A 26,940-nucleotide genomic window follows, 5' to 3' on the forward strand; every position below is an offset into this window, starting at 1 on the left:
ACGGCAACTGCTCCTGCGTTGCTCTAGCTCCTGCATCCATGCAGTCGTGCGGTTGCGATAAATTGGTCTAAAAATTCCTGCTTCTTCGTCAAATAGCCCCGCTATTCTCCTCAGAAGCAGAAATTTTTATCCTCAATTTCTCGCAATCCTCGCTACGGACGCTTAAGTCCGACAGGCTCCTAGCGAGCAGTTAACAGTCTCTATATAATGCTCACCATAATATCCCGGCAAACAGAATAGATGACAATCCAACCGGAGAAGTTCATGGCTGAGCGCAAGGCGAGTGTTGAAAGAAACACCCTGGAAACCCAGATTCGTGTGGCCATCAATCTGGATGGTACTGGTAAGGCATCGTTTGATACAGGGGTGCCTTTTCTTGACCATATGATGGATCAGATTGCCCGCCATGGCCTTATTGACCTTGATATCAAGGCTGTTGGTGATAATGACATCGACGATCACCATACCGTTGAGGATATTGGCATTACCCTGGGTCAGGCCTTTGCGAGAGCCATTGGTGATAAAAAAGGGTTGTATCGTTACGGGCATGCTTATGTGCCCCTGGATGAGGCACTTTCCAGAGTCGTTATCGATTTCTCCGGGCGACCCGGCCTGGAATTTAATGTTGAATTTACCCGCGCAATGATCGGCTGCTTTGACGTTGACCTGTTCTATGAATTCTTCCAGGGCTTCGTGAATCACGCCGGTGTCACTCTGCATATTGATAACCTGCGGGGACGCAACGCCCATCATCAGATAGAAACCGTCTTTAAAGCCTTTGGCCGTGCCTTACGGATGGCGGTTGCCCTGGATCCGCGCATGGCGGGCCAGATGCCTTCTACAAAAGGGTCGTTGTAACCATGAAGACGGTCGCTGTCATTGATTATGGGATGGGCAACCTTCACTCCGTCAGTAAAGCGCTGGAACATGTTGCCGAGGCGAATACCCGAATCATTGTTACCTCCGATCCCGGGCAGATACTGGCTGCCGATAAGGCAGTACTTCCCGGCGTAGGGGCAATCCGTGACTGTATGGCGGAGATACGGCGTCATGGTGTTGATGAAGTGGTTCGGGAGGTGGCAGCCAACCGCCCCTTGCTGGGTATTTGTGTGGGTATGCAGGTACTGCTCGATCATAGCGAAGAGAATGGCGGGGTTGAGTGCCTTGGCCTGTTATCCGGTGAGGTAAAGTTCTTTGGGAAAGACCTTCGGGATAGCGAAGGCACTCGATTGAAAGTTCCCCACATGGGCTGGAGCCCGGTCCGTCAGGCTGAACCATCCCATCCTCTCTGGCAGGGAATCGAAGACAATGCCCGGTTCTATTTCGTGCACAGCTACTATGCCCGTGTTGCCAATGCCGCGATGGTGGTGGGTAGAAGTGACTACGGTCTTGGTTTCGATGTCGCCCTTGGTCATGACAATATTGTCGCTGTGCAGTTCCACCCTGAAAAAAGTGCCACCAATGGACTGCAGCTGCTCGAAAACTTTTTAACATGGAAGCCATAACGATGTTAATCATTCCTGCAATCGATTTGAAAGATGGTGCCTGTGTCCGGCTGCGTCAGGGGGAAATGGCGGATGCCACGGTCTTTGGTGATGACCCGGTTGCCATGGCCAGCCGGTGGGTGGATGCCGGTTGCCGAAGGCTTCACCTGGTTGACCTGAACGGCGCGTTTGCCGGCAAGCCCCTGAACGCGGATGCGGTTCGTGGTATCACCGCAAAGTACCCTGATTTGCCCGTGCAGATTGGTGGGGGCATTCGTGATCTGACGACAATAGAAGCCTATCTGGACTCAGGTGTTTCCTGGGTAATTATCGGTACTAAAGCGGTAACCGACCCTGACTTTGTCAGGCAAGCCTGCCAGACGTTTCCCGGCCATGTCATCGTGGGTATTGATGCCCGTGATGGCTGGGTCGCAACGGATGGCTGGGCAAAAGTCACCGACACCCAGGCTGTTGACCTAGCTCGTCAGTTTGAGCAGGACGGTGTCTCTGCCATCGTCTATACCGATATTGCCCGGGATGGCATGATGCAGGGGGTCAATGTTGCCGCAACCCGGCAATTGGCCAACAGCATGTCGATTCCTGTGATTGCTTCCGGTGGTATCACTGATATGAACGATATACGTGCCCTGAAAGCCGTTGCCGGGGAAGGGATTGCCGGTGCGATCACCGGTCGTGCCATTTACGAAGGGACACTCAATCTGAACGAAGCGCAACGTTACTGCGATGACTGATTATGGTATCCCTCCAATGAACAGGCCCGATATTAACCGGGACGATAAAAATATGGCCGTGCTGGCGCATCTTCTGCCCCTGTTCGGCTTTATGGTTCCGGGGTTAAATATTGCCATACCGCTGGTGATCTGGCTGATGAAACGTGACAAGTCGCTCTATATTGAGCACCATGCCAGAGAGTCCCTGAACTTTCAGATCACCATCACACTGTTGGTTACTCTCTGGGTTATCCTCAAGTTCATGCTGGTTGGGTTTCTATTATTGCCACTGGTGCCAGTGATCATCATAGTGGTTCTGGTGTTTATGGTCAGGGCAGCCATGAAGGCGGGCAGTGGAGAGTTTTACCGCTACCCGGTGTCGCTGCGTCTGGCCAATTAACAAGCGTTTGGAAAGGTTGCAGTCATGGGGCTGGCTAAAAGAATAATTCCCTGTCTCGATGTCGAAAATGGGCGGGTGGTTAAAGGCGTTCAGTTTGTCGATATTCGGGATGCTGGTGACCCGGTGGAAGTTGCCCGGCGTTATAACGAAGCGGGCGCTGATGAGATAACCTTTCTTGATATTACCGCCAGCCATGAGGGGCGGGAGACAACGGTGCATATCGTTGAACGTATGGCCAGTGAAGTATTTATCCCGCTGACCGTTGGCGGTGGTATTCGCAAAGTGGAAGATATCCGCACCATGCTTAATGCGGGTGCGGATAAAGTCAGCATCAACACCGCGGCGGTTTTCAATCCTGAATTTGTGCAGGAAGCGGCTGACCGGTTTGGCTCGCAATGTATTGTCGTGGCTATTGATGCCAAAAAAGTGAGCCAGCCCGGTGAGCCAGATCGCTGGGAGATCTTTACCCATGGCGGGCGCAAGCCTACCGGCCTTGATGCTGTGCAGTGGGCACTGAAAATGGAGAGCCTCGGAGCCGGTGAAATACTGCTGACCAGTATGGACCAGGACGGTGTCAAAAATGGTTACGACCTGGGCGTCACCAGGGCTATCTCGGAGTCAGTGGGTATTCCAGTCATTGCCTCCGGCGGTGCGGGTAACCTGGATCATCTGGTGGCAGGCATCAAAGAAGGTAAAGCGGATGCGGTACTGGCCGCCAGTATTTTCCATTTCGGGCAATACTCTATTCCTGAAGCCAAGGAGTATATGGCTGCCCGGGGGATTGAGATGAGAATCTGACCAGGATTGCTTATCAGGGTGCCTCGCGGAGGGCTTCCATTTACCATTTACAGAGTGCTTCCATTTACACCCTTCCACGATTTTCAGAACCCAGTGGCTGAGAGGTAATTACTGCGACGGTTGTCGGCTTGTAAACCGGGCTGTCAACATAATAGCGATGGAATGGTTCTCTTTTACAACAAGAAGGACGCACGGACGGCATGGCTGATACCAGCCTGCCATAACAGAGATATGTTCCAGAGCTTGATTCAGACTCCAGTAGATCTTGCGAAGAAGGGGTGGGCTGAGCAGTTCCTGAACCAATAACAGAATTCATATATTCATTCTTAAGGTAACTATTCCAAAACACCATAAACATAGCAGGCAGGAGTCGATCCTGCCGCAAAATATTTGAAATTTCTGTTAAACCAACAGCAGCAAGTATTGACTCCCAATCCGTACATCCTCATTGGTGAAATTCCAGTCCATTTTTTTTCAGGCATTGATTCCGGGCCATTTTTCAGAATGATCCTGCTGCTCTTAAAGTATCTTGATGATGCAAGAGATCTTGTTCTGTTTGAAAGTACTTTGGTGACTAATGATCAGCCTGTTACCTTTGAGCAGGCAAAAGCTCGGGCCCGGGAATTGATCAGTGAGGAAAAAGAGCAGGATTTTGTCTATCTCATTGATATTAAGCAGGCTCGTTCCAGAAAGATCAAGCCGTTAGCCAGTACAGAAACAAAGGCAGAAGTACAAAGCTCTGAATCAGACAGTGAGTTAATTCTGCCCATCGTCCCTCCACTTCCTCCCGTAAGAGCTGATGAAAAAGTCGTTCAGGAAACCCCGGATACCCGCATAGATACCTGGCAACGCAAGCTGTTGGATTTAACGAAACGGAAACCGTTAAAAAAATCTCACTGGCAAATAAAGACATTGCTGACCTTGATCCTGACCAGTTCAAAATTCTAAAAGCACGTCGGTGGTCTAATGCCTGGCAAAGCCAGGTGTTAGATTGCCTCAGCAGATACCAGACTGCGCTCAATGATCTCTTGCCACAGGCTGTCACTCTTGTCTCCAGCTTTGGTCTCACCATCGATAAGCCAGCCATTGCTGCCTTGCATCAAACAAATGCCTTGGCTGGCCTGATTGAATCAGCTGAGTCAGATTCTTTTAATTTCCTTCTGGCCAGAGGGGCCAGGGGAGCGTTGGATGATCTGCAAACGCTGTGTCATTTAAAAACGGAATTCGATCAGCTGCTAACGACGATAGGTCATAATATTTCACCCGAAGTTCTGACTGTGACCCCTGTTGCTGATTGGTGTGCCCTCCATGATGAGGCTCAAGGCCGTTGGTTGAAGTCGTTTATCACAAAGTTGAAGGTCAACAAAGCGGCTAAAAGAATAGGGTATAAGAAGTTTCAGGACTTAAACCTCCTCCCTGAGATACGTAAAGCAGCCAATTTGCAGAATCACATCCTGTCCCTGGCTGAAACCTTTGCAGAGGACAATATCTGGCAGGGCTGGCAAACCACCAGTGAAGACTTGGCCCAGGCAAATGACCGGTGTAATAGTATTCACCAGAACATTAAGCAGGTTTTGAGTCTTACTGATGATCCTGCAGATCTGCTTACCGCCATAAAAACAAAACTGGTGGATGGCCGTGATTTCCTTGAAGGCTCCAGACTTGTTGTGCAAAAAAATGAATTTAAACAGGCATGGGGTACATTCAGTGACGTTGCCGAAGAAGCGGATACATTGGAGCTTCAGTTTTCAACACAAGACTCTCTGGACGCGGTCAATTCAGCAATCGGTGCGCTAACAGCCAAGTCTGCAAAGTTCAAGGCATGGGTGGAATGGTTAGCTCAAAAAGAGGCAGCGGCCAATGTTAATCTTGAAGGGCTGATCCGTGGTCTTGAAGCACGAACCATTTTACCGGAAGACGCTTCGGATCAGGTAAGGACTGCTTTTTGTCGTTGGCTTGCACCACAGCTGATTGATGATAGTGACGTATTGCGGCAGTTTACAGCGTCCAGCCATGAGCAGTTAATTGAAGATTTTGAACAGGCTGTGGCCTGGGCCCTGCGCGATAAGGGGTGGAAAGTGCAAACCCAGGTTGGGGTCAGTAAATTCAGGGTTGACCTTGGTATAGTGCACCCAGATTCTCCAGGCGTTTATCTGGCAGGGGTTGAGTGCGATGGCGCTACATACCATGGCTCGCCATCGGCTCGTGACAGGGACCGGGTCCGGCACAGTGTGCTGGAAAACCTCGGTTGGCACCTGATCCGTTTGTGGTCAACAGACTACTTTCAGGATCCTGAGGGAGCCATAGAAAGGGTAGATAGATTGTTAAATGAACGACTTTAGAAGAGTTCGTTTTGAGCGTCTCCAAGAGCTACCAGGTTGGCAACTTGCACGATTCACATAATGCTCAGAAGACTTAAGTCGTTTTAAAACAGCCTCTTAAATCCAGAATGGACTCCATCTCAAAAATCTGGCCTCTCAACTCGTTGGCCAGCTCGTTTTTGATGCCTTTGATATTGATGACTTCACTGTCCAGGGCGGCAAAATCCGGAAGGTCTGAGGGAAGCCAGCTGGCTTCTGACCGGCGCATATAAATACCATCCCTCTCTGGCAGGTTAGCCAGAGTCAGTGCCTGGCTGGCGGCACTGTCACCCAGGGCCGGGTGTTGCTCTTCCGGGAACTCTGCCTGTTGATCACTGACGCTCAGGCCAATACCAATATGTGTTTTGGCAATATTGATTGCTCCGGCTTTTTCAGCCAGCGCTTCGATCATCAGACAGCAGAATAAAGCATCTGAGGTAAATGCCGGGCTCTCTTTGCTGGAAAACCGCAGATAGGCATTCCCTTCTGGCGTATAGGTTACCTCGCCACCATAATAATCCGCAGCTTCACTGATGATCTGGCTGTGAGTGCGGAGGATATCCTGCAAGTCTCTGGGGGCCAGCAATTGCTGAAGCCTGCCCAGGTTTTTGACTTTGATTGCGGCAATCATCGACGTTTCCTGCTGCTCTTCGACACTCTCTTCCGGCTCCGCCATTTTCTTTTCAAGCAGCTGCTGCTCGGCAAAGGCAGAAAGCCGGGTGATTTCGCCAGTGATCGGCGGGATTGGGTTCCCTGTGGGCAGAATGGAACGTAACTGTCGTTCAATAAGGCGCAGCTGAGTCGCCAGGCTGGAGGCATAGAGGTGCAGAAAAATCAGCCCGGCCAGCAGCAGTATCAAGCTGATAGCAATAATCACGAACAGGGCTTCTTTGGGTTTCTGGCTGAGCAACCCTTCGTTGAGTGATAAGCGGGCGTAACCGGCAATCACATCCTGGTAATGAATGGGCGATGAATAAACCGGATGCCTGATGCCTTCATCCGCCGTTTTGGCAATGGCTTTGGCAATTCTCTGGTTATCGATACTGTAGATACTGGCTTCGGCAACATAAGGGTTCTGCACCAGCTGACTGAGCAGAACATTGAGGCTGAGCCTGTCTCCGGTGACCAGCATATCGGTCGCGGCGCTGGCAGTCTGTTCACTCAATAATTGACCGATACTGTCCGCCTGGTGCTGGCTTGATGAGTCTATCTCATTGCTGATGACCAGCGACATCCCAATCGTCAGCGTGGCCATCAATAGACCAAAGATGACCATTAACTGCGTTCGGATGGAAAAGCGGGATGTGAACTGCGCAAAAATATCTGGCGTGAAAATACGCTTCTTCAAAAGTTAAGCTCCTGGGGGAAAGCCAATGATTGTGATGAATTATCAACAGGCCCTACTGTCCATGAGTAAATTCTGACAGCCTCGCCGGGGAAGAGCCAGACTAAAAAAAGTGGAGACAGGGTGCTCCATACTTGTTGCAATGGCAGGATGATACCAGACAAAACCTATTTCCCTTGCTATTTCAGAAATAGTAATGCAGTCGAGATTTCACCTTAAAATTGCGTTAATGGTTATTTCCTTTTTAAAAAGGCTTTAATGAGCTCCTTGCACTCACTGTCAGGGTCAGCAAGGCTTAGAGGTGTAGCGCCATTTTTATTTTTTGCTTTGACCCGGATGCCGACAACGTTCAGCAACTCCCTGACGATCTTTGCGTCACCTTGTCTGGCAGCCAGGTGGAGAGCCGTATCACCATTGAAATTCATTTGATTGAAATTGGTGCCTTTAACCGCCCGTAATTCCTTGACGACGTCTGCACGGCCCTGTTTGACAGCAAGCAGGATGGCTGTATTGTTGAAAAATCCAACCCACTCATTGAGCTTGATGCCGTCAGTGTTCAGTAACTTCCGGACGATATTTATATTGGCATATTTGACAGCAAAGTGGAGAGCAGTCCAGCGATTTTTATCCTTCTTATTGACATTGATACCGTCAGTGGTCAGTAACCTCATGACGGCCTCTGTGCGATTATGTTGGACTGCTAAGTGGAGAGCCGTAAGGCCCGATTTATCAGCGATATTGATATTCACTCCTTTGGTTTTAAGCAACTTATCCAGGCTTTTGATATGACCCATGACAGCGGCGATGTGCAGCGGTGTTCTGCCGTTCTCATCGGTAGCATTGATGTATGTCGAGATGACCCGGTCATTCAGATATTCCATGGAATCAGTTTTGGCAGCACTGTGCACTAAGGAAGTAATATCCGCACCATTAACAATCAGAGCGTTCAGGATTTCATTGTTGTTCGCCAGGAAAGCGGGATACAAGGCACCGTTAAGGTCTTTCGCTCCCTCCTTGATCAAGAGTAAGAGGGACTGCTTTTTCCCCAGCTTGGCCGCAGTGCACAGGGCACCATCAAGATCAAGATCTTTTGCTCCCTTATTGATCAGATTGATCAGGGGTTTAAGACACCAGGTTTGATCCTGCCCGGCGGCTTCACGCAGGGCACCGTTAAGGTCTTTTGCTCCCATTTGGATCAGGCGACTAAGGCAGAGTATGTGTCCCTGCCCGGCGGCAGTACGCAGGGCATCGTCAAGGTTGTTTGCTCCCGCTGCGGTCAGAATTTCAAGGCAATGCAATTGCCCCCGTTTGGCGGCTTCGTGCAGGGCGCTATTAAGGGCAGGTCGGCCGGGGCGGGTGCTGATCAGGTAATTAAGGAGTTCAGTATTGCCCTTCTGGATAGCGGTGGTCATGTCCGGACGAATCAATGGCAGTGTCGATTGCCCGTATGCACATTCGCGCAGGTCAAGACTTCTTAACTTCTGCTGTAAATCATCAGGCGTTTCAATGATGCATTCCGGGTTGCACTGGGTTCTGACCAGTGAACGCCCATCCAGCTGTCCTCTGTTATACCCGTCGTCATTCTTACCGATGCTACCATTTAAGGGGGTATTTGCTGTGTTGCCCCAGACACTATTCATGAAACCCTTCAAAACACTTTCCATCGCTTTGTCCAATTTTAGAGTTAAAGACTGTAGTTAGTTCTCGTCCAAAAACACAACCAATTGAAAATCCTGGAAATTCATCTTGAAAAATAATTGAAGCATCTTTGTTTTTACAGCTAGAACATCAGGGAATGCTAAAAACAGAGGGCTTCGAAAGCACAAAAACGCAATCCGTAGGATAGTATGGAACTTCATTACGTTCCTCATGAAATTTGTACTCAGCTTTTAGGACTATCTCAGTGGCTTGATGCTTATCCGCAGTTCAATGACTGGGTTTATTGAAGACTTGAATTCTGGTGACAAACAGAACACTGGCAGAAATGGGCTGTCAGCAAAACTGGCCCACCCTATGACAGCTGTGGCATTTTCATTGTGCGGGGTTACCTTGGAAAAATCAGATTGCAAATTCTCATGACCGACTATGACGGTCATGAGAATTGGGTTCCAGAAAATAATGTAGGCGACATGTAACCTTTATTGTTGTGTTAGTGTTTGCTTGCTTTTATAAAGGCTGTTAAGACTGCCTTGCACTCACTCTTTTTAGCAAGGTTGTAAGCCGTTTTGCCTTGATTGGTTTTCTCATTGATGTTGATGTCTTTAGCGGTCAGTAACGCCTCCATGGCGTCTTTGCGACCGTCGTGGGCAGCCATGTGGAGAGCTGTATAGCCAGAGTTATTCTTCGCATTGACGTTGATGTGCTGCATTAACAACTTGATGACGTCTGCATCAGCGTGTTGGGCAGCCGTGTGGAGAGCCGTCCTGTTATATCCACTCGTTGCATCGACTTCGATGCCGGCTTTAATTAACAACTCGACGATCTTTATATTAGCGTGCATGGCTGCTAAGTGGAGAGCCGTACAGTAATCTTTGTGTTGATCCGTAAAGTAATGGAAACACCCCTTATTGACCTCGATGCCGGCATCCAGTAACAACTGGACGGCCGCTGCATCATTGTTTATGACAGCTATGTGGAGAGCCGACTGGCTCAATTTATTAGTGATATCGAGATTCACCCCATTGGTATCAATCAGCTTTTCCAGGCTTTCGATATGGCCCATGGCAGTGGCGATATGCAGTGGTGTTTTGCCGTTCTTATCGGTAGCGTTGATGTTGACCAAGGCCAGGAAGGTCGGGTCATCCAGACATTCCATAGAATTTTCACGGGCAGCAGTATGCAGTAAGGAAGTCATATCTGCTCCCTTCGTCAGCAGAATCTCCTTTAACTCTTCGTTTTTCGCCAGAACAGCGTAATATAAGGCATCGTTAAGGTCTTTCGCCCCCTCATTGATCAAGAATAAAAGGGAATTCGTGTGCCCCTGTTTGGCGGCAGCGCACAGGGCATCATCATAATTATTTGCTCCCAAATCGATCAGGGGTTTAAGGCACTGCACTTTTCCCTGCGCGGCGGCTTCGCGCAGGGCTCCATCAAGATCATTAGCTCCCAATTTTTTCAGGGGTTTAAGGCACATCATTTGTCCCTGCGCGGCGGCTTTGCGCAGAGCACCGTCAAGATCTTTAGCCCCCAATTCTTTCAGGGGGGTGAGGCACTGCACTTGCCCTTGCCCGGCGGCAGCACGCAGGGCATCGTCAAGGTTGTTTGCTCCCGCTTTGACCAGGATGTTAAGGTATTGCGTTTGCCCCTGTTTGGCAGCATTGAGCAGGGAGCCATTAAAGACAGGTTGGCCGCGAATAGCACTGAAAAGGGGTCTAAGGAGTTCAGGATTGTCCTCCAGGGCAGCAATGTGCAGGGGTGTCTCCCCAAGTTGATTGGCAGTATTAAGTACTATGGTTACATAATCAGGTGATTCGTCATCAGCGACGTCGCTCCTGTCCGGATCAATCAATGGCAGTGCCGGTTGCCCGCTTGTACATTCCCGTTGGTTAAGACTTATTGACACCTGCTGTGCATCGCAAGACTGTTTGGTGATGCAGGTGCAACAACAAGAGGTTTCGACCAGTAAATGCCCATTAAGCTGCCCTGTGCCAGAATCGTTATCATTTTCAACGATACCATAATTTTTGAAGGCATTGGCTGCGTCGGCCGTGGCACTATCTATCGTGTTGCTATTCATCGCTTTACTCTACTTTAGGATTAAACTCTGTAGCTTCGACAACAAACAGCAGAGAAAATTCCTTAAAACAGAATTTTCCACGGTTTTTTTTGAATACGTAATTTGCAACAGAGGATTTTTTGTTGAAAAAACCGAGTTCACTCAGGTAGTCCAGGTCTTGCAGAGTGACTCTTCATTGGTAGCGGTGACCGGAAAAAATCAGATTAAAAATCCTCATGACCGGCTATGACGATCATGAGTATTTGGTTCCAGAAATAGTAATAATCCTGGAAGAGATTTAACCCTTTCATATTGCGTTAGTGTTTATTTGTTTTTAAAAAGTTTTTAAGTAGTTTCTTGCAATTATCGTCAGCAAGATTTTGAGCCGTTCGGCCGCTGTTATTTTTCTCTTTGACCTCAATGCCAACAGCAGTGTCCAGCAACGTCTCGACGATCTTTGTATTACCTCTTTTAACAGCTAGGTGGAGAGCTGTATCGCCATGGTTATCCTTTTGATTGACCTTGATGTCTTTAATGGCCAGTAATTGCCTGACGGCGTCTGGAATATTCTTGTGGGCAGCAACATGGAGAGGTGTCCAGCCCTCTTTATCCCCCTCATTTACCGCGATGTCGCTAGTTTTCAGTAACTCCTCCACGATCGTACTGTCGGCTGCATTGTATTTGTAGAGAGCAAAGTGGAGAGCGGTAAAGTGATGTTCATCCTTCACATTGACATCGATGCCATCAGCTTTCAGTAACATCATGGCGGTGTCTGTACGCTTATTAAAGACAGCAAATTGGAGAGCTGTATTGCCGGATTCATCAGTGATATTGATTTTCACTCCATCGGTTTTAAGCAGCTTTCCCAGGCTTTTGGTATAGCCCATGGCAGCGGTGATATGCAGTGGCGTTCTGCCGTCCTTATTGGGAGTATTGATTAAAGCCGAGATGATCTGGTCATTCAGCTGTTCTACAGAATCTTTCTGGGCAGCAGTATGCACTAAGGTAGTAATATCCGCTCCGTTATGAATCAGATAGTCCCCGATCTCATTGTTTATTTTCAGGGCAGCGAAATACAAAGCATCGTTAAGGTTTTCCGCTCCCTCTTTGATCAAGAGTTGCAGGGACTCGCTTTGCCCCTGTTCGGCGGCAGCGCACAGGGCACCATTGAGATTATTTGCTCCCTGATTGATCAGGGGTTTGAGGCACTGGGGTTGTCCATGCCCTGCGGCTTCGCACAGGGCCTTGTTAAGGACTTCTAATTTATCCTTTCTGATCAGTGGGTGGAGGCATTGTACTTGCCCGTGTGCAGCGGCAGCAAGCAGGGCCTCGTCAAGGTTGTTTGCTCCCGCTGTGATCAGCATTTCAAGGCAATGCCTTTGCCCCGATTTGGCGGCTTCTTTCAGGGCGTTATTAAGGGTAGATTGGTAAGGTAGTTTGCTGATCAGGAATTGAAGACGTTTAGCATTGCCCTCCCGGGCAGAGGTGGCCATGTCTATACTGAATTCCCCGTCCTTTTTCAGTATTTGCAATACATTGGTGCTGCGTTGTCGGTCAGCAGTGTGCAGGGGTGTCTCACCATGGTGTTTGGGTTCACGATCAATTGATTTGCCGTCAATGACGCTGCTCCTGACCGGATCAATCGGCAGTGCTGGTTGCTTGCCTGCACATCCGCGTTGGTCAAGACTGATTGGCTTCTGCTGTCCATCGTCAGGCTTTCTGGTAATGCATTTCGGGGTGTCAGAGGTTTTGACCAGTGAGCGCCCATTAAGTTGTCCTCCGTTATTCTCGTCGTCACTCTTATAGTTACCACCACTATGGGAGACATTTTCCAGGTTGAACCTGACTCTAGGCTCATTGCTGATATCACTATTATTCATCACTTTACCCTACTTTAGGATTTAAGACTGCGGTTTTGACAACGAGCAGAAGGAAAAATTCCACAAAACAGAAATTAGAGGATTATTTGGTGAAAAAAGCCGAGTTAAGGTAATTCAGGTCTTGCAGAGCAACTATCTGTTTAGCGCCTTTTTGCCGTAAAAATCACCGGGTCAGGCATGAACCGGCCCGTATTGTGTTTTTTCTTTCAGAGTTTGTGCACTGGAAATGGCTGCCTGCTGTCATTATTCTTATCCTTAATTTTGTCCCGGCGCTATAAAAATACCAGCGATAATATGTACAATCGTGCAAACTTTGATAACTATGTTGACAAACACCGAAATGGCATATTTATCAAAGTTTGAGTGGTTATAAAACGAGTACAAACGTGCATAAAAAAGTGAGCAATATAATACTGATTAATGTGACTGGCCGGGACCAACCGGGACTCACCTCATCCATAACCACTATTATGGCCAACTACGGTCTGGAAATTCTGGATATTGGTCAATCGGTCATCCACGATACCCTGACCTGGGGCATTCTTGTCCGTCTGCCAGACCAGACTTCAGGTCATGGTGCTTCCGCTGCTGTTGCCAACAGAATGCTAAAAGATCTTCTGTTTCATTTTCATGAAAGTGATTTGCAGTTCAGCTATCAACCGGTATCTGAAGAAGACTACGAGCACTGGGTCTCTGAGCAAGGCAGAAATCGTTATATATTGACGCTGTTATCCCGTAATGTCACTGCAGAGCAAATCGCCAGAGTCTCTGGTATTACCGCCGCTCATGGACTGAACATTGACCATATTGCCCGGCTTTCCGGTCGACGATCGCTGCACAATGATAACAAGCGGGATAAAAAAAACAGCCGTCGTTCATCATGCCTGGAGTTTTCGGTTCGGGGTACGGCTCCTGATCAGGAAAAGCTAAGGGCTGACTTTCTCAATCTTACCGCTGACCTGGATGCTGATGTGGCATTTCAGGAAGACAGTATTTATCGGCGTAACCGTCGGCTGGTTGTCTTTGATATGGACTCCACCCTGATCGAAGCGGAGGTTATCGACCTTCTTGCAGAGGCCGCTGGTGTGGGTGAGCAGGTGGCAATGATCACTGAGAGAGCCATGCAGGGGGAGCTGGATTTTAATGACAGCTTTCGTGAGCGCCTGGCCATGTTGAGGGGGCTGGATGAGTCTGTGCTGGCCGATATTGCCAGACAGCTGCCGTTAACCGAAGGTGTCGAAACGCTGATTCGTACCCTCCGCTCACTGGGCTATCGCACGGCTATTCTATCCGGTGGGTTTACCTATTTCGCCTGCTATCTTCAGGAAAAACTGGGGATAGACTATATCCACGCCAATGAACTGGACATGGTTGATGGCAAGGTTACCGGCCTGGTGAAAGGCGACGTTGTCAATGGTGAGCGAAAAGCCACACTGCTGAAGCAGATTGCCGCTGAAGAGGGCATCTCCCTGAATCAGGTTATTGCGGTAGGGGATGGTGCCAATGATCTGCCAATGCTCAGTGTGGCCGGGCTGGGAATTGCCTTTCGGGCCAAGCCGATGGTGAAACAAAGTGCCCGGCAGTCAATTTCCACCCTGGGTCTGGACAGTATTCTGTATCTGTTGGGCTTTAGTGAGAAAGATCTGGAGTCGCTTAATGTTCCAGACTGAGTAAAGGTATTCGCGATGGATGAGTGGATAAGCTGGCAGGATCATTGCCCGTACTGTGGAGAGCCCATCGAACTGCTGTTGGATGCGGGTTTTACCGAGACGGAAGAATCATTGCTTTACACTGAAGATTGTCAGGTGTGCTGTCGCCCCATCGTTGTGACATTGACCATCGATGAAGACGGTAACCATTATTGCCAATTAACGACAGAGTCTGGCTTTTGATAGGAAAAGTAATATGAATATCCTAAGGACATGGAGCAAGCAAGCCTCAACCGCTTTGGTCATGGCTACCGTCGCTTTTATCAGCAGTGTCAGTGCCAGCGAAGCGAAAACTTCTACCTGGCAGGAAATAGTGAAGCAATCAAAAGGGCAGACGGTTTATTTCAATGCCTGGGGCGGAAGTGAACAGATCAATGATTATATTGACTGGGCTACCGATCAGGTAGACAAACGCTACGGTATTGCACTGAAACATGTCAAAGTCAGTGACACATCAAATGTCGTAAGTCGCGTACTTGCGGAAAAAGCAGCAGGGCGAAACAGTAATGGCACCGTTGATCTGGTATGGATTAATGGTGAAAACTTTCGTTCCATGAAGCAAAACGGCCTGTTGTTTGGCCCTTTTGTCCAGGACTTACCCTCGTTTAAGGGAGTGAACCCGCAAGAGAACCCCTCCACGGTACTCGACTTTGGGGAGCCCGTTGATGGCCTTGAAGCGCCCTGGGGAATGGCACAACTGGTGTTTATTTATGACACCGATTCGTTTTCCCGAAAAGAAACAGTCCCGCCAGCCAATGCCTCAGAACTGCTTGAGTTTGCCAGAAAGCATAAAGGGCGTGTGACGTACCCCTTGCCCCCCGATTTTGTCGGTACGACGTTCCTGAAGCAGTTGTTGAGTGAGTTGACGCCAGATCCCGGTGCGCTGTTAAAGCCCGTTTCTGAGGCTGATTTCGCTGCGGTAACCTCCCCTTTATGGCGATATCTTGATGAACTTCACCCTTTATTGTGGCGAGAAGGCGAGACGTTTCCAGCCAATAACCTGGCGCTGACGCCCATGCTGGACGACGGTGAAATTTTACTCTCCATGACCTTTAATCCCGCCTATGCCAGCTCTGCTATTGCCAATGGGGAGTTACCAGACACGGTGAAAACATACGTCCATGATGCGGGTACACTGGGAAACACCCATTTTCTGGCGATTCCTTTTAACAGTGATTCCACCGGAGCAGCACAGGTCGTCATTAATTTTCTGCTATCACCGGAGGCCCAGGCACACAAAGCGAACCCGGATGTCTGGGGAGACCCTACGGTGCTCAGCATGAGCCAGTTAAAGGGTGTTGAGCGCGAACGCTTTTCGAGTTTGCCCTTGGGGTCGGCAACCTTGTCGCCTGAAGCGTTGGGTAAAGTGCTTCCGGAACCTCACAGCTCCTGGGTCGCTGAACTTGAGGATGCCTGGAAGGCAAGATATCGCCAGTGAGTTTGTTGATAAAGTTTGAACAGCGGGTATCTGTCAGGTCTGTTTCACGGTTACTTGCTTTGGGGTTGGTGGCTCTGTTTTTATTCCCGGTCCTGGCCGGGTTGGGCAGTATTATGCTGCCTGCCTTTGGGTATATGCCGGTCCTGGGGTTTGACACATTCAGTTTATCTTCCTGGCAAATGCTGCTGGAAACACCCGCGCTGATCGAGATGCTGTTGCTCAGTCTCTGGACCTCTGTTTCATCCACATTGTTATCACTGTCCCTTGCTTTTGGTGTGATCGGTTGCACCTGGGGCTCGCCCCTTTGGCAGAAGGTTCAGCGGTGGTTGGCACCCTTGATGGCTGTGCCCCATGTGGCACTGGCTTTTGGGGTTATGTTTGTGTTGATGCCCAGTGGTTTGCTGGCCCGGCTTATTGCTGTTTTTGCCGGGTGGCGTTTTCCTCCTGACTGGCAGACGATCCAGGATCAATACGGCATCAGCCTGATACTGATTCTGATTATTAAAGAAACCCCTTTTTTGCTGTTTATGATGGCGGCGTCTGTCGTGCAGTTGCCCGTCGCCGATACGCTGAAACTGGGCGGCAGCCTGGGATATCAGCCAGCTGTTATCTGGCTTAAATTGATCTGGCCGCGTCTCTACCCGATGATTCGTTTGTCGGTGTATACCGTATTGGCGTTCGCCATCTCTGTGGTGGATGTGGCGCTGGTGATTGGCCCTGCAAACCATCCGACATTTGCCGTACAGATTTTTCAGTGGATAAATGATCCGGATTTGAGCAAAAGCCTGCTTGCCGCATCGGGCAGTGTGCTCTTGTTGCTGCTGGTGGCCTCTGTTATTGGTGCTTTTCACCTGACGGAATGGACCATGAACAGACGGCTCAGACACTGGTTGATCAATGGGCACCGTGGTCGGTTCAGTAGTCTCTGGCTGTCGTTCAGCAGGAAAGCCTGGCAGGGTTTGGTGATGCTGTTTCTGTCAGGCGGGGCTGCTCTGCTGATCTGGTCTTTTGTCTGGCGCTGGCGATTCCCTTCTCTCTGGCCAGACTGGTCTTTGCGAAGCTGGCAGCGCGCCTGGGAGGGTATCAGTGAGCCCATTGTGAACTCCCTGCTGATCGGCGTGACCGCCACGTTAGTGGCCAACATTATCTCGGTTATTTTGCTGGAGCTGAATGATCTCCAGCGACAAAACCGTGAATCAGCCGGAAAGTGGCTGCCCCTGCTGACCAGGGGGGCCATGTATATTCCGTTGCTTTTGCCGCAAATGACTTTTCTGTTTGGTGTGCAACTGCTGCTGCTGCAATGGGGAGCAGAGGGTCACTGGTTGACGGTTACCGGACTGCATTTGCTGTTCGTATTGCCCTACTGCTTTCTGAGTTTGTCAGGCCCCTGGCAGCATTATGATCAGCGTCACAGTCTTCAGGGCCTGTTATTATCCGGGTCCTGGCTGAAGACCTTTTTGCAGGTGAAGCTGGGCATACTCTGGCGTCCGGTGATGGCCAGTCTGGCGTTGGGCTTTGCGGTGAGTATTGCCCAATATCTGCCAACCCTGTTTGCCAGTGCTGGCCGGGTGGAGACAGTGACAACCGAGGCCGTCAGTCTGGTTTCCGGCGGAAATCGACGTTTGATTGGCGTCTACGGGCTTGTGCAAATGCTCCTGCCTTTCATTGCTTATGCCATGGCTTTTTTCCTGAGCTATTGGACAATCAGACGTGGACGTTTTGCCAGGAGACTCAACTCTTGAGCCTGATTCTTGATCAAATTGATATTACGCTGAATGGCCAGAAGCTGTTGGATAACATCTGTTGTTGCGTGGACGACGGTGAAGTGCTTTCGGTATTGGGTCCCAGTGGTTGCGGTAAAAGCAGTTTGTTAAATCTGATTTGCGGGACGCTGCCAAACAGCTTTGGTTATTCAGGACAGGTGATTCTGGACGGAGTAGTGCTGAATCACCTGCCGCCCTGTAAACGACAGGTAGGCCTGCAGTTTCAGGATCACCTGTTGTTTCCCCATATGACGGTGGGTGAGAATCTGGCCTTTGCGCTGCCTGCGCACTACCGGAAATCCCAGCGCCGGGAAAGAGCAGAGCAGGCACTGGCTGACTGTGGAATGTCGGGCTTTTTCGAGCTGAATCCAGCCATGCTGTCCGGTGGCCAAAAAGCAAGAATCAGCCTGATGCGAACGCTGTTATCCGAACCCAAAGCCCTGCTGCTGGATGAGCCTTTTTCCAAGTTGGATGCAACACTGAGAAGCAGCTTTCGGCACTTCGTCTTTCAACAGATTCAGAGCCGAAGCATTCCTGCGCTTATGGTGACCCATGATGAACAGGATATTCCTGATAAAGGCTTATTGCTTAAGCTCTGATCATTGATTTTGAACCGGGTAAAAATAGATCGGTGTTGGCAAAGAAATCAGAGGTGTCAGAGCCCGGGGGAAGCTCAGGGTAAGGTGATCTGAGAATCAGAGCCATGCTATTGTCAGTGTCGGTTAAATGGACCGCGTGCTCGAACTGGGTTGCATCCATTATGTAAAAATGGCCGGGTTCATTCGATTCAATGGTTGCCAGCTGATCATTGTTTCGTATGGTTAACGTTCGCTGACCTGCCAGATTGATACAAGCCACCAGCTGGCCTACCTTGCCCTTATCCACATGCCAGCCAAGACAGTGATTCGATGGTAGCATGGCGTTATTCTCAGGGTTTTCAGATCGGCGACAATAAAAATTAATAGACGTCAGGCGCAGGGCATTCTGGCCAAAATAGCGTTTAAGTTCAGGGTTGAGGGTGTGAAGATGATTCACCAGATGGATAATGGTTGAATGGCTGGCAGCCAATATTGCGCGGTCCGGTTCTTCTGCTGGCATCGGGATTGCCCATGAGCGTACAAGCCCGGCATCACCATGACACATGAACGTGGCTTGTGTACTCGGTAGTTTTGCCAGATAGGATTCCCACCTGGGAACGAGACTGCCTGTAGCATTGCCTTGTCGAGCTATTGCTTCGTGGTACGGCAAGCCCATGGTTTCTATATCACGATTAATGCCTGCGATTAATGCCGGGTCAATATAGCCGGTCATGATCGTTTGCTGGGAACCGCGAATATTAGGCGCATTAATTTTCTGGCATTTATAGGCAGAGCGGCGTCCTTTGTTGGGAATGATGGGGCTGATTTCTTTTCCGTTGGTCTCCGGAAGGGGTAACTGAAGTAATCTTGCCGGCAATGGTCGTAACGAAATGGTTCTCTGTTTATTCTCTGGGGCAGTCGCTTTAGTGGTTGGGTTATCCATTTTGGATAAGCAAGACTGGCCGGGTTTGTCCTGGTTATTATTCTTTCTTATCTTTTTCCCCTTGAGGAACGCATCGGACAAAGGATGCGCAGAACCAAAGGTCTCAGTGCCTGTATGAGGCCTTTTGTGAGAACGAAGAATCATAAAGAGCAAAATCCGTAATATTTTTATTCGAACGATTAATATAGAAGAACGGTCAGAAATTGCTTAACTAACCTGGATATTTCATAAACTGCCCCGAATCTCGCGCGGGACTTTGTCGCTCTAATCCGAGTTAAACCAGACAGGACCGTTACACATCCTGTCTGTCATTTATTTTTGTCAGCCAAAGTCAAAGTCCATCGCTTCCATTGGCCCTTGAATATAGTACCCCTGCGCGTAATCAACGCCCATTCGCCATAAGTGTGCCAGAGTCCGGGTACTTTCTACCTTTGGCACAATACTGCGAATATTATGCTCTTTGAGGATATCCAGCATTTTGATGATGTTCTCATCACTGTTTTCATCCAGCTTGCTGGTGAAGCTGCCGTCCAGGCGCACAAACTGGATATCAAGGTGCTTCAGTATCTTCATGGAACGAGAGTCACCCTGAAATCGGGTAATGGCCAGCTGGCAGCCAATATTGTGAATAGCTTCAGCAAAATCCACAATGCGTTTCAGCTGCTGCAGCACGATGGACTCTGGCAGTTGCAGGACAATACTGTCAGGCGGCAACTCTGTTGCTTTCAACAGGCCGGAAAGATACTGGGCTAACTCGGTTCCCTGGATGGACAGGTGACTCAGGTGAATCAGCAACCGAACGCTTTGTCCCTGTTTATGGACCTGTGCCAACTGGCGCACGCATTGACGAAGAACCCAGCGATCAATATGCGGCATCAGGCTGGAGGACTCTGCCGCCGCCATAAACGTGCCGGCTTCAACCACTTCACCCTGGTGAGAGTGCAGGCGCAGGAAGACTTCATACTGTTTTTCTTCGGAACCGGTAATGTTGATGACAGGCTGGAACAGCAGACGGAATGAGTCCTGGGACAGCGCCTGACGAATCATGGCCTGTACATCGCCATCCCTGGCTTTCTCATCGAGTTCTTCCGTTTTGGAGTAGCGGCAAAGACGTTTGGCATTTTTAATGGCGCGCTGGCAGGCACTTTCTGCATTATTTAACAGTATGGTGATGTCTTGTTTATGCTCTTTAACCGCAAAACCGATACTGACTGTCGCTGTGAGCGTTTCATCGTCACTGCCGAACAGGTGCTCATCAATGGCACTTTGCAAGGTGATGAGGCGCTTATGGGTGTCATCCGGATTACCTGCTGTTTCAACCAGCAAAAAGCTGTCATCGGTATAATGGCAGATAGCGGCAGCGGGGAAAAGTTCCTCAGCCATCCGCACAATGGACCCTTGTATGGAGATAATGCCGTCAATGCTGGCTTCTTGTTGTAAATTCTGAAAGTCATCCAGCTGTATCCAGGCCAGTGTTGCCTCTGTTGCTGCTGTGACCGCAGATGCGGCTTGCTCAAGAAACTGTTCTTCCGTTTCTGCACTGGCCTTATGGTTCACCGGCTGGCTGAGTACGGGAACCATTAGCGGTAACAGAATCAGCTGGATGCAGGGTTCATCATCGTATTGCGCAGCGGATAAACGAAGGCTGACGGGGGTACTGTGACCATCGGTATGAACCAGCTCACATTCAGCCTGGTCAGTTGTTTGGTCGGTCCCAAACTGCTTCAACATCTGCCTGATCTCAGCTTGATGTTGTGCGGCGATCATATCGATCAGGGGTATGCCCGCCAGATCATCGGCATGGTCGTAGCCCGTGAGCTGAAGATACGCAGCATTGGCATCTACATGCATGCCATCGTGAATATAGGCGATGGCTTCAGAGGCATTGGCCAGTAACAGTTGGCAACGTTTGTTGGACTCATTCAGCTCCTGACGTACATTACTGAGGTTTCGCCGGTCTTCCAGACTGGTGAGCTCACGGAGAACGGCGTGCAGTATATGCTCTTCATGGGCACTGGGTATCGCGTCTCTGGCTCCGGCAGATAGCCAGGTAGAAGTACGCTGAGGATTGTATTCCGGCAGGGTGACAATAACCGGAATATCCTTCTGGTGTTTTTCAATGATGGCCAGTACCTGCTGTGCATTAAGCCTGGTGGTTTCTTCAGCGCTGAGCACGACATCCCATGGCTGCTCTGACAGGGCTTCCTCCATGGTTTCGATGGAAGCGATATGTTGCACCCGGGGAGGCAGGCCCGCATTGCGAAACAACTTGACCCAGCGTTCCACATCGTTTGGGGAGTCTTCCAGGGCAAGCAAGCGTAGAGTTTGTCGGCGGTAATTCATGGGAGATTGATCACTATTATTTTGAATGAGGCAGCTCTTACGTCAGCAGATGCTCCCTGAAACGGTATGAGCCTGTTTCAACATCTTACGACAAGCGCAATTCAAAGGTATAGAGTGCCCCCACTGAATTGTGACCGGCACCGGGAACTTGATTAGCGGGATCAGGAACAATGACAGTTTACCCAAACAGCTTGAATTGATATGAGATGTTGGATCAATTCCGTTGGTAACACGTTTGCCGCTTTTGGATTTTCTTTTATTTTTGCCAGGTGCGCGGTCAGTACCCGGATATTCAGACCAATCACGCCGGGATGCGCTTTATCAGGCTCTGGTAACGCACATTCAAGGCCTCCGTCACCGTTGAGACGCACTGAAAAATAGGTTTTCAGACCAGATTCGGGCTGAATTTTGCCGTGGCTGATCCAGAGGTTTAACATTTGCCAGACCTGCTGGATTTCACCGGGTGACAATTGACCGGTATTACTGCGTGACAGCATCAGGGCTCGTTTATAGAGGCTTTCCAGCGACATGGGGCTGGATTTGGGGTCATAAGGATCTTCCTGTTGGAAGCCCTGATGATTATGGCGTGCGGCAAGCTGGTATAACGTATGCAGTTCAAGCCACAGGCGCTCAGGTGCTGGGCGATAAAGCAGGCAATGGAATAAATACGCTGCCGCACTCTCCGAAATAGCCCGATGCAGTGCGGCTGCCAGTATACTGGCATGCTCTTTATTATCCAGACAGCACTGAACCACGGCTTTATAGACATTTGCCAAGCCCATATACAGGCGTTTGCACAGATCAAACCAGCTTTGCTGGCTTGATGCAAAAGTAATGTATCGCTGCAGATGTCGTTGATAACTATTGGCGGCGGTTGACCGGGAAGGCGACCGGAGGGCTTCTGCAAGAGCAAATAGCTCATCAGGGGGGCAGTCAAGCCTGCTCAGTTCATCCAGAGCGTGAACCAGAAGTTCTCCACTTTGCTGATGATCGGTGAGAGGCAGTCCTTTCAGCCACTGTTCCAGCTTATTGCTGTTTGACGCTGTCCCGTCAGGACAAAATGAAAGAGAGTTGAGGCTACGGCTGGGTAGCTCCAGGTGAGGAGTATTTGCAGATTCCATTCTTTAATTCCAATAGCGGGGCTCTGACATCCTGTCAGTAACGGTTCTTGATCAATCTTTTTATTGAATCAATGTTTCGTTTCCGGGTGAGAGCGTCGGTTGCCAGTGACACTCCACCCATCTGTTTCCAGTAGCGAACTCTGTATTGATGATAATTATGCTAAGACGAATATACCATTCCAGTCTTTTATTATCACCTTTATTAAATTGTACGGCTAATGTCTTATTTTTAATGAAAAGTGTCAGAGTATCCATGTTTTGCCGGGTCTGCCGGGAATCTCCCGAACTAGCCTGGGCACCAGGTAGCCCGGACAGTGAGCCATAACCTCTTGTATCAGACGAGTCGCTGTAACATCCGGCACATCAAAATGCGCGGCACCGTGCACCGGGTCTAACAGGTGCAGGTAGTAAGGGAGTACGCCTGCTTTAAACAACGCTTCACCAAGCTGAATAAGCGCTGAAGCACTATCATTAACGCCCTTAAGCAACACGGCCTGGTTCAATAGTGTTACGCCCGCCTGTTTGAGCCGGAACATGGCTTCACGAACGCGGTCATCAATCTCGTTGGCATGGTTGGCATGAATCACCATCACAGGTTGCAGGCGCTGTCTGGCAAACCAGTTGATCAGTTCATCGGTGACCCGGTCAGGAATCACCACGGGCAAACGGGTATGAATGCGCAGTGTGGCCACATGATCAATAGCGTTCAGCTCGGCAGCAATGTTTGCCAACCGGCGGTCATTGTTGGCCAATGGGTCTCCGCCACTGAGAATCACCTCCTTTATGCTGGTATCAGAGCGAATGTACTCTATGGCATTGTGCCAGCTGTCCCGGTCCAGCCGATTATCCTGGTACGGGAAATGGCGGCGAAAACAGAAGCGGCAGTTCACCGCACAGGCCCCGCCGACGATCAGCAACAGCCTGCCATGGTATTTATGGATAACCCCATCGGTTGGGTTCTGCGACTGTTCTGCCAGCGGATCCAGGCCATAACCCTCAATGTGTTGACACTCTTCGCCAACAGGCAGAACCTGCCTCAACAACGGGTCGTCAGGGTTCCCCGGCACCATTCGCTGGATATAGGCATGGGGTACTCGCAGAGGAAATTCCTGACAGGCTTTTAATGCCGGTGATAATAGCCCCGGACTCAACTGCAGCATGGCCAGCAACTGCTCCGGGGAGGTGATGGCCCCTGCCAGTTGCGTCTGCCAGCAGCCGAAATCGCTGATTGTCTGCGTACTTATCTGCGCCCTCGACTGCACACTGAGCTCCGAACGGGTTATCATAGGGGTTTTTGATCTCCTGGTAAGGTCCAATGGCTAGTTATAGTACCAATGAGTTTCGTTCAGGTCTTAAAGTAATGCTCGAGGGCGATCCCTGCTCGATCATTGAGAACGAATTTGTAAAACCTGGCAAAGGTCAGGCATTCAACCGGGTTAAATTCCGTAACCTGATGTCCGGTCGCGTCTGGGAACGTACGTTCAAATCCGGCGAAAGCCTGGAAGCGGCAGACGTTATGGACCTGGATATGGAATACCTCTACACCGACGGTGAATTCTGGCACTTCATGATGACTGATGGTTCCTATGAACAGCATGCAGCCAGCCGTGAAGCCGTGGGTGACACCATCGATTGGCTCAAAGAGCAGGGAGTATACTCGGTTACTCTTTATAATGGTTCCCCTCTTTCGGTTTCTGCACCCAATTTTGTCGAACTCCAGGTGGTAGAAACCGATCCGGGCCTGAAGGGCGATACAGCCCAGGGCGGATCCAAGCCAGCCAAGCTGAGCACCGGTGCAGTGGTTAAGGTGCCGCTGTTTATTGTTGAGGGTGAAGTCCTCAAAATTGATACCCGCACCGGCGAATATGTTGGTCGTGTGAAGTAATTGATCTCTTTTGCGGGGGCGGCTTTCTGCCGCCTTGCCCTGCTTTTTTTGAAGCTATTCTGTGCCCACCACGGTGGTTACAATCCGTGCCCTTTCTGTAATGATTTCATCTCCGCCGGGCCTGAAGAGTTCATGCTGATGTCCGTAATGATCAGGGCAGTATGCAGACCTTCTTCAGTAACCTGCTGACCTGGCTGGTACCAAAGTATCACAATGATGCCCAGAGTATCGACGTAGCCAGCAATATTGAAAAAGGGCATGCATTCCGTTGACGGTAGCCTTATGAAAGGCCAGATCTACGACTTCTTCGTGAATAAAAGCTATCGCCTGGATAATCTGACCTCTATCTCCAAAGGCGGCTTTGCGGGCCTTGATGCCAGAAGTACTCTGGTGCTGTTGCGGCAATCCTTTGAGATCACCATTCACAATAATGATCAGGACTACGCATCACTGGGTGGTACCGAGGTGACCAACAATATGGTAACGATGGTATCAATTACCTTAAATAATGAATATTACTCAGGAGCCACTTATGACCAATGACTTATGGCACCCATCGGCTTCCATGATGGCGCTCAAAGAGCGAGCCCGATTGCTGCGTAAGGCTCGGGCTTATTTTGATGCCCGGGGCGTCATGGAGGTGGAAACCCCGATGCTGTCCAGCAGCGCCACTGTGGATGTTTATATAGACAGCTTTGCCACAGAGTTCAGCCCCATTGGTCATGGCCAATCACAGCTTTGCTACCTGCACACCTCGCCGGAGTTTGCCATGAAGCGACTGCTGGCAGCGGGCAGTGGCGATATATACTCGCTCGGGCGAGTCTTCAGAAATGGTGAAGCCGGAGGGCGGCATAATCCCGAGTTCACCCTGCTGGAATGGTACCGCGTTGGTATGAATGACCGGCGGTTGATGGATGATGTTGCTGATTTGCTGAGCAGTATCTGCAATTTCCGGGAGGTCCGGCGCTGCAGCTATGGGGAGCTGTTTGCAGAGTACCTGGGAGTAAATCCATACATCGCATCGGATGAAGCGCTGAGCCAGCTGGTCAGGGATAAGGTGGATGCCAAACTTCAGGGGCTTGAAAGAAGTGATTGCCTGGACCTGCTGTTCTCAAAATTTATTGAGCCGAACCTTGGGTTCAAAGATTCAGAGGTGCTGGAAGGCTACTTTGTCTATGACTACCCGTCCACCATGTCAGCACTGGCCAGGTTATCCACCAATCGGGATGGGCATCCGGTCGCTTCACGCTTTGAACTGTTTGTTAACGGGGTTGAGCTGGCCAATGGCTACCATGAACTGCTGAATGCAGAGGAACAGAAACAACGTTTTGAACAAGAGCAGCAAAAGCGTCAGGAGCGAGGCTATGACATCTACCCCTACGATAAAAACATGGTGGCGGCACTGGCGCATGGAATGCCCGACTGTGCAGGTGTAGCGATGGGGATTGACCGGCTTCTTATGTTGATGCTCGGCACAGGTAATATTGCGGATGTGCTGGCATTTGATTTCAGCCGGGCATAATGAATGGTGCCGCAACCAGTGTGCCGTTGGTGACTCCCGAAAAGATGCGCGGGTTAATGCATCAACCCGGAATAAAAATACTTGTCATTACATTTGGTTTGTGTAGAATGCGCCGCTCTTCCACGGGCAAACCTGAAACGGTCACCCACGGATCAGCAGAATGAATCATCATCGCTGACCGGGAAGTGCGGTTTGAAAATGGGTTGTTTGGATTGAATGAAAAACAACCGGTTGACAAATCAAACTGGCGCGGTAAGATGCGCCTCCGCTGACAGGGCTTCGGGCAACGTTAGCGAGTTGGAAAGCTTCTTTCTTCTTCTGAAAAATGATCGCTTGACAACGAAAGTCGCCACGGTAAGATAGGCGGCCTTGCTTTCGGTGGTCGGTTGGCAGTTGCCAGTGACCAGTTATGCAAAGCAAACGTTCTTTAACAAGATATCAGACAATTCGTGTGGGCGCTTGTGCGATTGCATCGGTAACAAAGCTTCGGCTTTGAACACTTTAAGATGCTTAATTGATCAAGCGAACATACCTGTAAATTCATGTACGTTTAATTGTGACATTGAGTCGTTGTTTTGTTCTTAGGAATAAAATGACAAAACGATTTAAACTGAAGAGTTTGATCATGGCTCAGATTGAACGCTGGCGGCAGGCCTAACACATGCAAGTCGAGCGGTAGCAGGAAGTGCTTGCACTTCGCTGACGAGCGGCGGACGGGTGCGTAACACGTAGGAATCTGCCTGGTAGTGGGGGATAGCCCGGAGAAATCCGGATTAATACCGCATACGCACTAGCTCTTTAAGAGCGGTGGAAAGCAGGGGATCGGTTCGCCGACCTTGCGCTATCAGATGAGCCTGCGTCGGATTAGCTGGTTGGTGGGGTAAAAGCCTACCAAGGCGACGATCCGTAGCTGGTCTGAGAGGAT

24 protein-coding genes and 1 rRNA gene are annotated in these 26,940 nt (G+C 49.8%); 16 read left to right on the forward strand and 9 right to left on the reverse strand.

The features are described from left to right. Positions 1-264: 264 nt before the first annotated feature. The 7 genes from hisB (at position 265) to CX664_RS05820 (ending at position 5,755) form a co-directional block, all read left to right on the forward strand. Entirely contained in the window at positions 265-858 is a 594-nt protein-coding gene (gene hisB, locus CX664_RS05785) for an imidazoleglycerol-phosphate dehydratase HisB (RefSeq protein ID WP_101745823.1), read from the forward strand. Between the two features lie 2 nt (positions 859-860). Next, entirely contained in the window at positions 861-1,505 is a 645-nt protein-coding gene (hisH, locus tag CX664_RS05790) for an imidazole glycerol phosphate synthase subunit HisH (RefSeq protein WP_101745824.1), read from the forward strand. 2 nt (positions 1,506-1,507) lie between these two features. After that, positions 1,508-2,236 (forward strand): 1-(5-phosphoribosyl)-5-[(5-phosphoribosylamino)methylideneamino]imidazole-4-carboxamide isomerase, encoded by a 729-nt coding sequence (gene hisA, locus CX664_RS05795; protein WP_101745825.1) that lies wholly within the window; start codon positions 1,508-1,510, stop codon positions 2,234-2,236. A 16-nt stretch (positions 2,237-2,252) separates the two neighbouring features. Next, the gene (locus CX664_RS05800; protein WP_163371351.1) at positions 2,253-2,615 is read left to right on the forward strand and encodes a DUF4870 domain-containing protein; all 363 of its coding nucleotides are present in this window, start codon (positions 2,253-2,255) and stop codon (positions 2,613-2,615) included. A 24-nt stretch (positions 2,616-2,639) separates the two neighbouring features. Further along, entirely contained in the window at positions 2,640-3,413 is a 774-nt protein-coding gene (gene hisF / locus CX664_RS05805; protein WP_101745827.1) for an imidazole glycerol phosphate synthase subunit HisF, read from the forward strand. Positions 3,414-3,917: 504 nt separating this feature from the next. Further along, positions 3,918-4,361 carry a hypothetical protein gene (locus tag CX664_RS05815; protein WP_145999851.1) on the forward strand — a complete coding sequence of 148 codons (444 nt, stop codon included), beginning with the start codon at positions 3,918-3,920 and terminating at the stop codon, positions 4,359-4,361. Positions 4,362-4,507: 146 nt separating this feature from the next. Further along, positions 4,508-5,755: a DUF559 domain-containing protein gene (locus CX664_RS05820; RefSeq protein WP_101745830.1), complete on the forward strand. Its 1,248-nt coding sequence runs from the start codon at positions 4,508-4,510 to the stop codon at positions 5,753-5,755. Positions 5,756-5,828: 73 nt separating this feature from the next. Here CX664_RS05820 and CX664_RS05825 read toward each other — a convergent pair whose 3' ends face one another. The 4 genes from CX664_RS05825 to CX664_RS05845 form a co-directional block, all read right to left on the reverse strand. Continuing rightward, positions 5,829-7,121 carry an AhpA/YtjB family protein gene (locus CX664_RS05825; protein ID WP_101745831.1) on the reverse strand — a complete coding sequence of 431 codons (1,293 nt, stop codon included), beginning with the start codon at positions 7,119-7,121 and terminating at the stop codon, positions 5,829-5,831. 230 nt (positions 7,122-7,351) lie between these two features. After that, positions 7,352-8,758 carry an ankyrin repeat domain-containing protein gene (locus CX664_RS05830; protein WP_180966387.1) on the reverse strand — a complete coding sequence of 469 codons (1,407 nt, stop codon included), beginning with the start codon at positions 8,756-8,758 and terminating at the stop codon, positions 7,352-7,354. Between the two features lie 509 nt (positions 8,759-9,267). Continuing rightward, positions 9,268-10,854, reverse strand: a complete 1,587-nt coding sequence (locus CX664_RS05840; protein ID WP_101745834.1) for an ankyrin repeat domain-containing protein — start codon at positions 10,852-10,854, stop codon at positions 9,268-9,270. Positions 10,855-11,150: 296 nt separating this feature from the next. Then, positions 11,151-12,713 carry an ankyrin repeat domain-containing protein gene (locus CX664_RS05845; protein WP_101745835.1) on the reverse strand — a complete coding sequence of 521 codons (1,563 nt, stop codon included), beginning with the start codon at positions 12,711-12,713 and terminating at the stop codon, positions 11,151-11,153. Between the two features lie 398 nt (positions 12,714-13,111). Here CX664_RS05845 and serB point away from each other — a divergent pair, with 398 nt between their 5' ends. From serB to CX664_RS05875, 5 genes are read left to right on the forward strand one after another with little or no spacing between them, the layout of a single operon-like run. After that, positions 13,112-14,383 (forward strand): phosphoserine phosphatase SerB, encoded by a 1,272-nt coding sequence (gene serB, locus CX664_RS05855; RefSeq protein ID WP_101745850.1) that lies wholly within the window; start codon positions 13,112-13,114, stop codon positions 14,381-14,383. A gap of 15 nt (positions 14,384-14,398) precedes the next feature. Next, positions 14,399-14,605 carry a CPXCG motif-containing cysteine-rich protein gene (locus CX664_RS05860; protein ID WP_101745837.1) on the forward strand — a complete coding sequence of 69 codons (207 nt, stop codon included), beginning with the start codon at positions 14,399-14,401 and terminating at the stop codon, positions 14,603-14,605. A gap of 13 nt (positions 14,606-14,618) precedes the next feature. Further along, the gene (locus CX664_RS05865) at positions 14,619-15,860 is read left to right on the forward strand and encodes an ABC transporter substrate-binding protein (RefSeq protein WP_101745838.1); all 1,242 of its coding nucleotides are present in this window, start codon (positions 14,619-14,621) and stop codon (positions 15,858-15,860) included. After that, positions 15,857-17,602, forward strand: coding sequence for an ABC transporter permease (locus tag CX664_RS05870; protein ID WP_145999853.1), 1,746 nt, complete (start codon positions 15,857-15,859; stop codon positions 17,600-17,602). Before CX664_RS05865 ends, CX664_RS05870 begins: the two co-directional genes overlap by 4 nt. Next, entirely contained in the window at positions 17,599-18,222 is a 624-nt protein-coding gene (locus tag CX664_RS05875; RefSeq protein WP_101745840.1) for an ATP-binding cassette domain-containing protein, read from the forward strand. The genes CX664_RS05870 and CX664_RS05875 overlap by 4 nt, the downstream gene beginning before the upstream one ends. Here CX664_RS05875 and CX664_RS05880 read toward each other — a convergent pair. From CX664_RS05880 to epmB, 4 genes are all read right to left on the reverse strand, one after another. Beyond that, positions 18,212-19,144 carry a hypothetical protein gene (locus CX664_RS05880; RefSeq protein ID WP_145999854.1) on the reverse strand — a complete coding sequence of 311 codons (933 nt, stop codon included), beginning with the start codon at positions 19,142-19,144 and terminating at the stop codon, positions 18,212-18,214. The genes CX664_RS05875 and CX664_RS05880 overlap by 11 nt on opposite strands. A 321-nt stretch (positions 19,145-19,465) precedes the next feature. Beyond that, positions 19,466-21,487 carry an EAL domain-containing response regulator gene (locus CX664_RS05885; protein WP_101745842.1) on the reverse strand — a complete coding sequence of 674 codons (2,022 nt, stop codon included), beginning with the start codon at positions 21,485-21,487 and terminating at the stop codon, positions 19,466-19,468. A gap of 161 nt (positions 21,488-21,648) precedes the next feature. Beyond that, entirely contained in the window at positions 21,649-22,608 is a 960-nt protein-coding gene (locus CX664_RS05890) for a hypothetical protein (RefSeq protein WP_101745843.1), read from the reverse strand. A gap of 242 nt (positions 22,609-22,850) precedes the next feature. After that, positions 22,851-23,894: an EF-P beta-lysylation protein EpmB gene (epmB, locus tag CX664_RS05900; protein WP_101745845.1), complete on the reverse strand. Its 1,044-nt coding sequence runs from the start codon at positions 23,892-23,894 to the stop codon at positions 22,851-22,853. A gap of 29 nt (positions 23,895-23,923) precedes the next feature. Here epmB and efp point away from each other — a divergent pair, with 29 nt between their 5' ends. Continuing rightward, positions 23,924-24,493 carry an elongation factor P gene (gene efp, locus CX664_RS05905; protein WP_101745846.1) on the forward strand — a complete coding sequence of 190 codons (570 nt, stop codon included), beginning with the start codon at positions 23,924-23,926 and terminating at the stop codon, positions 24,491-24,493. A 77-nt stretch (positions 24,494-24,570) separates the two neighbouring features. Here efp and CX664_RS05910 read toward each other — a convergent pair whose 3' ends face one another. Further along, the gene (locus tag CX664_RS05910; RefSeq protein WP_101745847.1) at positions 24,571-24,753 is read right to left on the reverse strand and encodes a hypothetical protein; all 183 of its coding nucleotides are present in this window, start codon (positions 24,751-24,753) and stop codon (positions 24,571-24,573) included. Between the two features lie 22 nt (positions 24,754-24,775). On the opposite strand from CX664_RS05910, the gene CX664_RS05915 reads away from it, so the two are divergent. The 3 genes from CX664_RS05915 to CX664_RS05925 all read left to right on the forward strand — a co-directional run. Continuing rightward, a complete protein-coding gene (locus CX664_RS05915) occupies positions 24,776-25,036 on the forward strand; it encodes a hypothetical protein (RefSeq protein WP_180966388.1) in 261 nt (86 codons plus the stop codon). Beyond that, positions 25,026-26,015: an EF-P lysine aminoacylase EpmA gene (gene epmA / locus CX664_RS05920; RefSeq protein ID WP_101745849.1), complete on the forward strand. Its 990-nt coding sequence runs from the start codon at positions 25,026-25,028 to the stop codon at positions 26,013-26,015. Before CX664_RS05915 ends, epmA begins: the two co-directional genes overlap by 11 nt. A gap of 607 nt (positions 26,016-26,622) precedes the next feature. Next, positions 26,623-26,940, forward strand: a 16S ribosomal RNA gene (locus CX664_RS05925); the annotation flags it as partial.

This window comes from Endozoicomonas acroporae (genome assembly GCF_002864045.1).
Lineage (GTDB): Bacteria > Pseudomonadota > Gammaproteobacteria > Pseudomonadales > Endozoicomonadaceae > Endozoicomonas > Endozoicomonas acroporae.

What these genes read in the sequence shown, in the direction of transcription:
- hisB (WP_101745823.1), top strand. Translation starts at nt 265, where the DNA reads ATGGCTGAGCGCAAGGCGAGTGTTGAAAGAAACACCCTGGAAACCCAG.
- efp (WP_101745846.1), top strand. Translation starts at nt 23,924, where the DNA reads ATGGCTAGTTATAGTACCAATGAGTTTCGTTCAGGTCTTAAAGTAATG.
- hisA (WP_101745825.1), top strand. Translation starts at nt 1,508, where the DNA reads ATGTTAATCATTCCTGCAATCGATTTGAAAGATGGTGCCTGTGTCCGG.
- CX664_RS05800 (WP_163371351.1), top strand. Translation starts at nt 2,253, where the DNA reads ATGAACAGGCCCGATATTAACCGGGACGATAAAAATATGGCCGTGCTG.
- CX664_RS05815 (WP_145999851.1), top strand. Translation starts at nt 3,918, where the DNA reads ATGATCCTGCTGCTCTTAAAGTATCTTGATGATGCAAGAGATCTTGTT.
- CX664_RS05890 (WP_101745843.1), bottom strand. Translation starts at nt 22,608, where the DNA reads ATGGAATCTGCAAATACTCCTCACCTGGAGCTACCCAGCCGTAGCCTC.
- epmA (WP_101745849.1), top strand. Translation starts at nt 25,026, where the DNA reads ATGACCAATGACTTATGGCACCCATCGGCTTCCATGATGGCGCTCAAA.
- CX664_RS05915 (WP_180966388.1), top strand. Translation starts at nt 24,776, where the DNA reads ATGAAAGGCCAGATCTACGACTTCTTCGTGAATAAAAGCTATCGCCTG.
- CX664_RS05880 (WP_145999854.1), bottom strand. Translation starts at nt 19,144, where the DNA reads ATGGATAACCCAACCACTAAAGCGACTGCCCCAGAGAATAAACAGAGA.
- epmB (WP_101745845.1), bottom strand. Translation starts at nt 23,894, where the DNA reads ATGATAACCCGTTCGGAGCTCAGTGTGCAGTCGAGGGCGCAGATAAGT.
- CX664_RS05830 (WP_180966387.1), bottom strand. Translation starts at nt 8,758, where the DNA reads ATGAATAGTGTCTGGGGCAACACAGCAAATACCCCCTTAAATGGTAGC.
- CX664_RS05845 (WP_101745835.1), bottom strand. Translation starts at nt 12,713, where the DNA reads ATGAATAATAGTGATATCAGCAATGAGCCTAGAGTCAGGTTCAACCTG.
- CX664_RS05885 (WP_101745842.1), bottom strand. Translation starts at nt 21,487, where the DNA reads ATGAATTACCGCCGACAAACTCTACGCTTGCTTGCCCTGGAAGACTCC.
- hisF (WP_101745827.1), top strand. Translation starts at nt 2,640, where the DNA reads ATGGGGCTGGCTAAAAGAATAATTCCCTGTCTCGATGTCGAAAATGGG.
- CX664_RS05865 (WP_101745838.1), top strand. Translation starts at nt 14,619, where the DNA reads ATGAATATCCTAAGGACATGGAGCAAGCAAGCCTCAACCGCTTTGGTC.
- CX664_RS05840 (WP_101745834.1), bottom strand. Translation starts at nt 10,854, where the DNA reads ATGAATAGCAACACGATAGATAGTGCCACGGCCGACGCAGCCAATGCC.
- CX664_RS05910 (WP_101745847.1), bottom strand. Translation starts at nt 24,753, where the DNA reads ATGCCCTTTTTCAATATTGCTGGCTACGTCGATACTCTGGGCATCATT.
- hisH (WP_101745824.1), top strand. Translation starts at nt 861, where the DNA reads ATGAAGACGGTCGCTGTCATTGATTATGGGATGGGCAACCTTCACTCC.
- CX664_RS05860 (WP_101745837.1), top strand. Translation starts at nt 14,399, where the DNA reads ATGGATGAGTGGATAAGCTGGCAGGATCATTGCCCGTACTGTGGAGAG.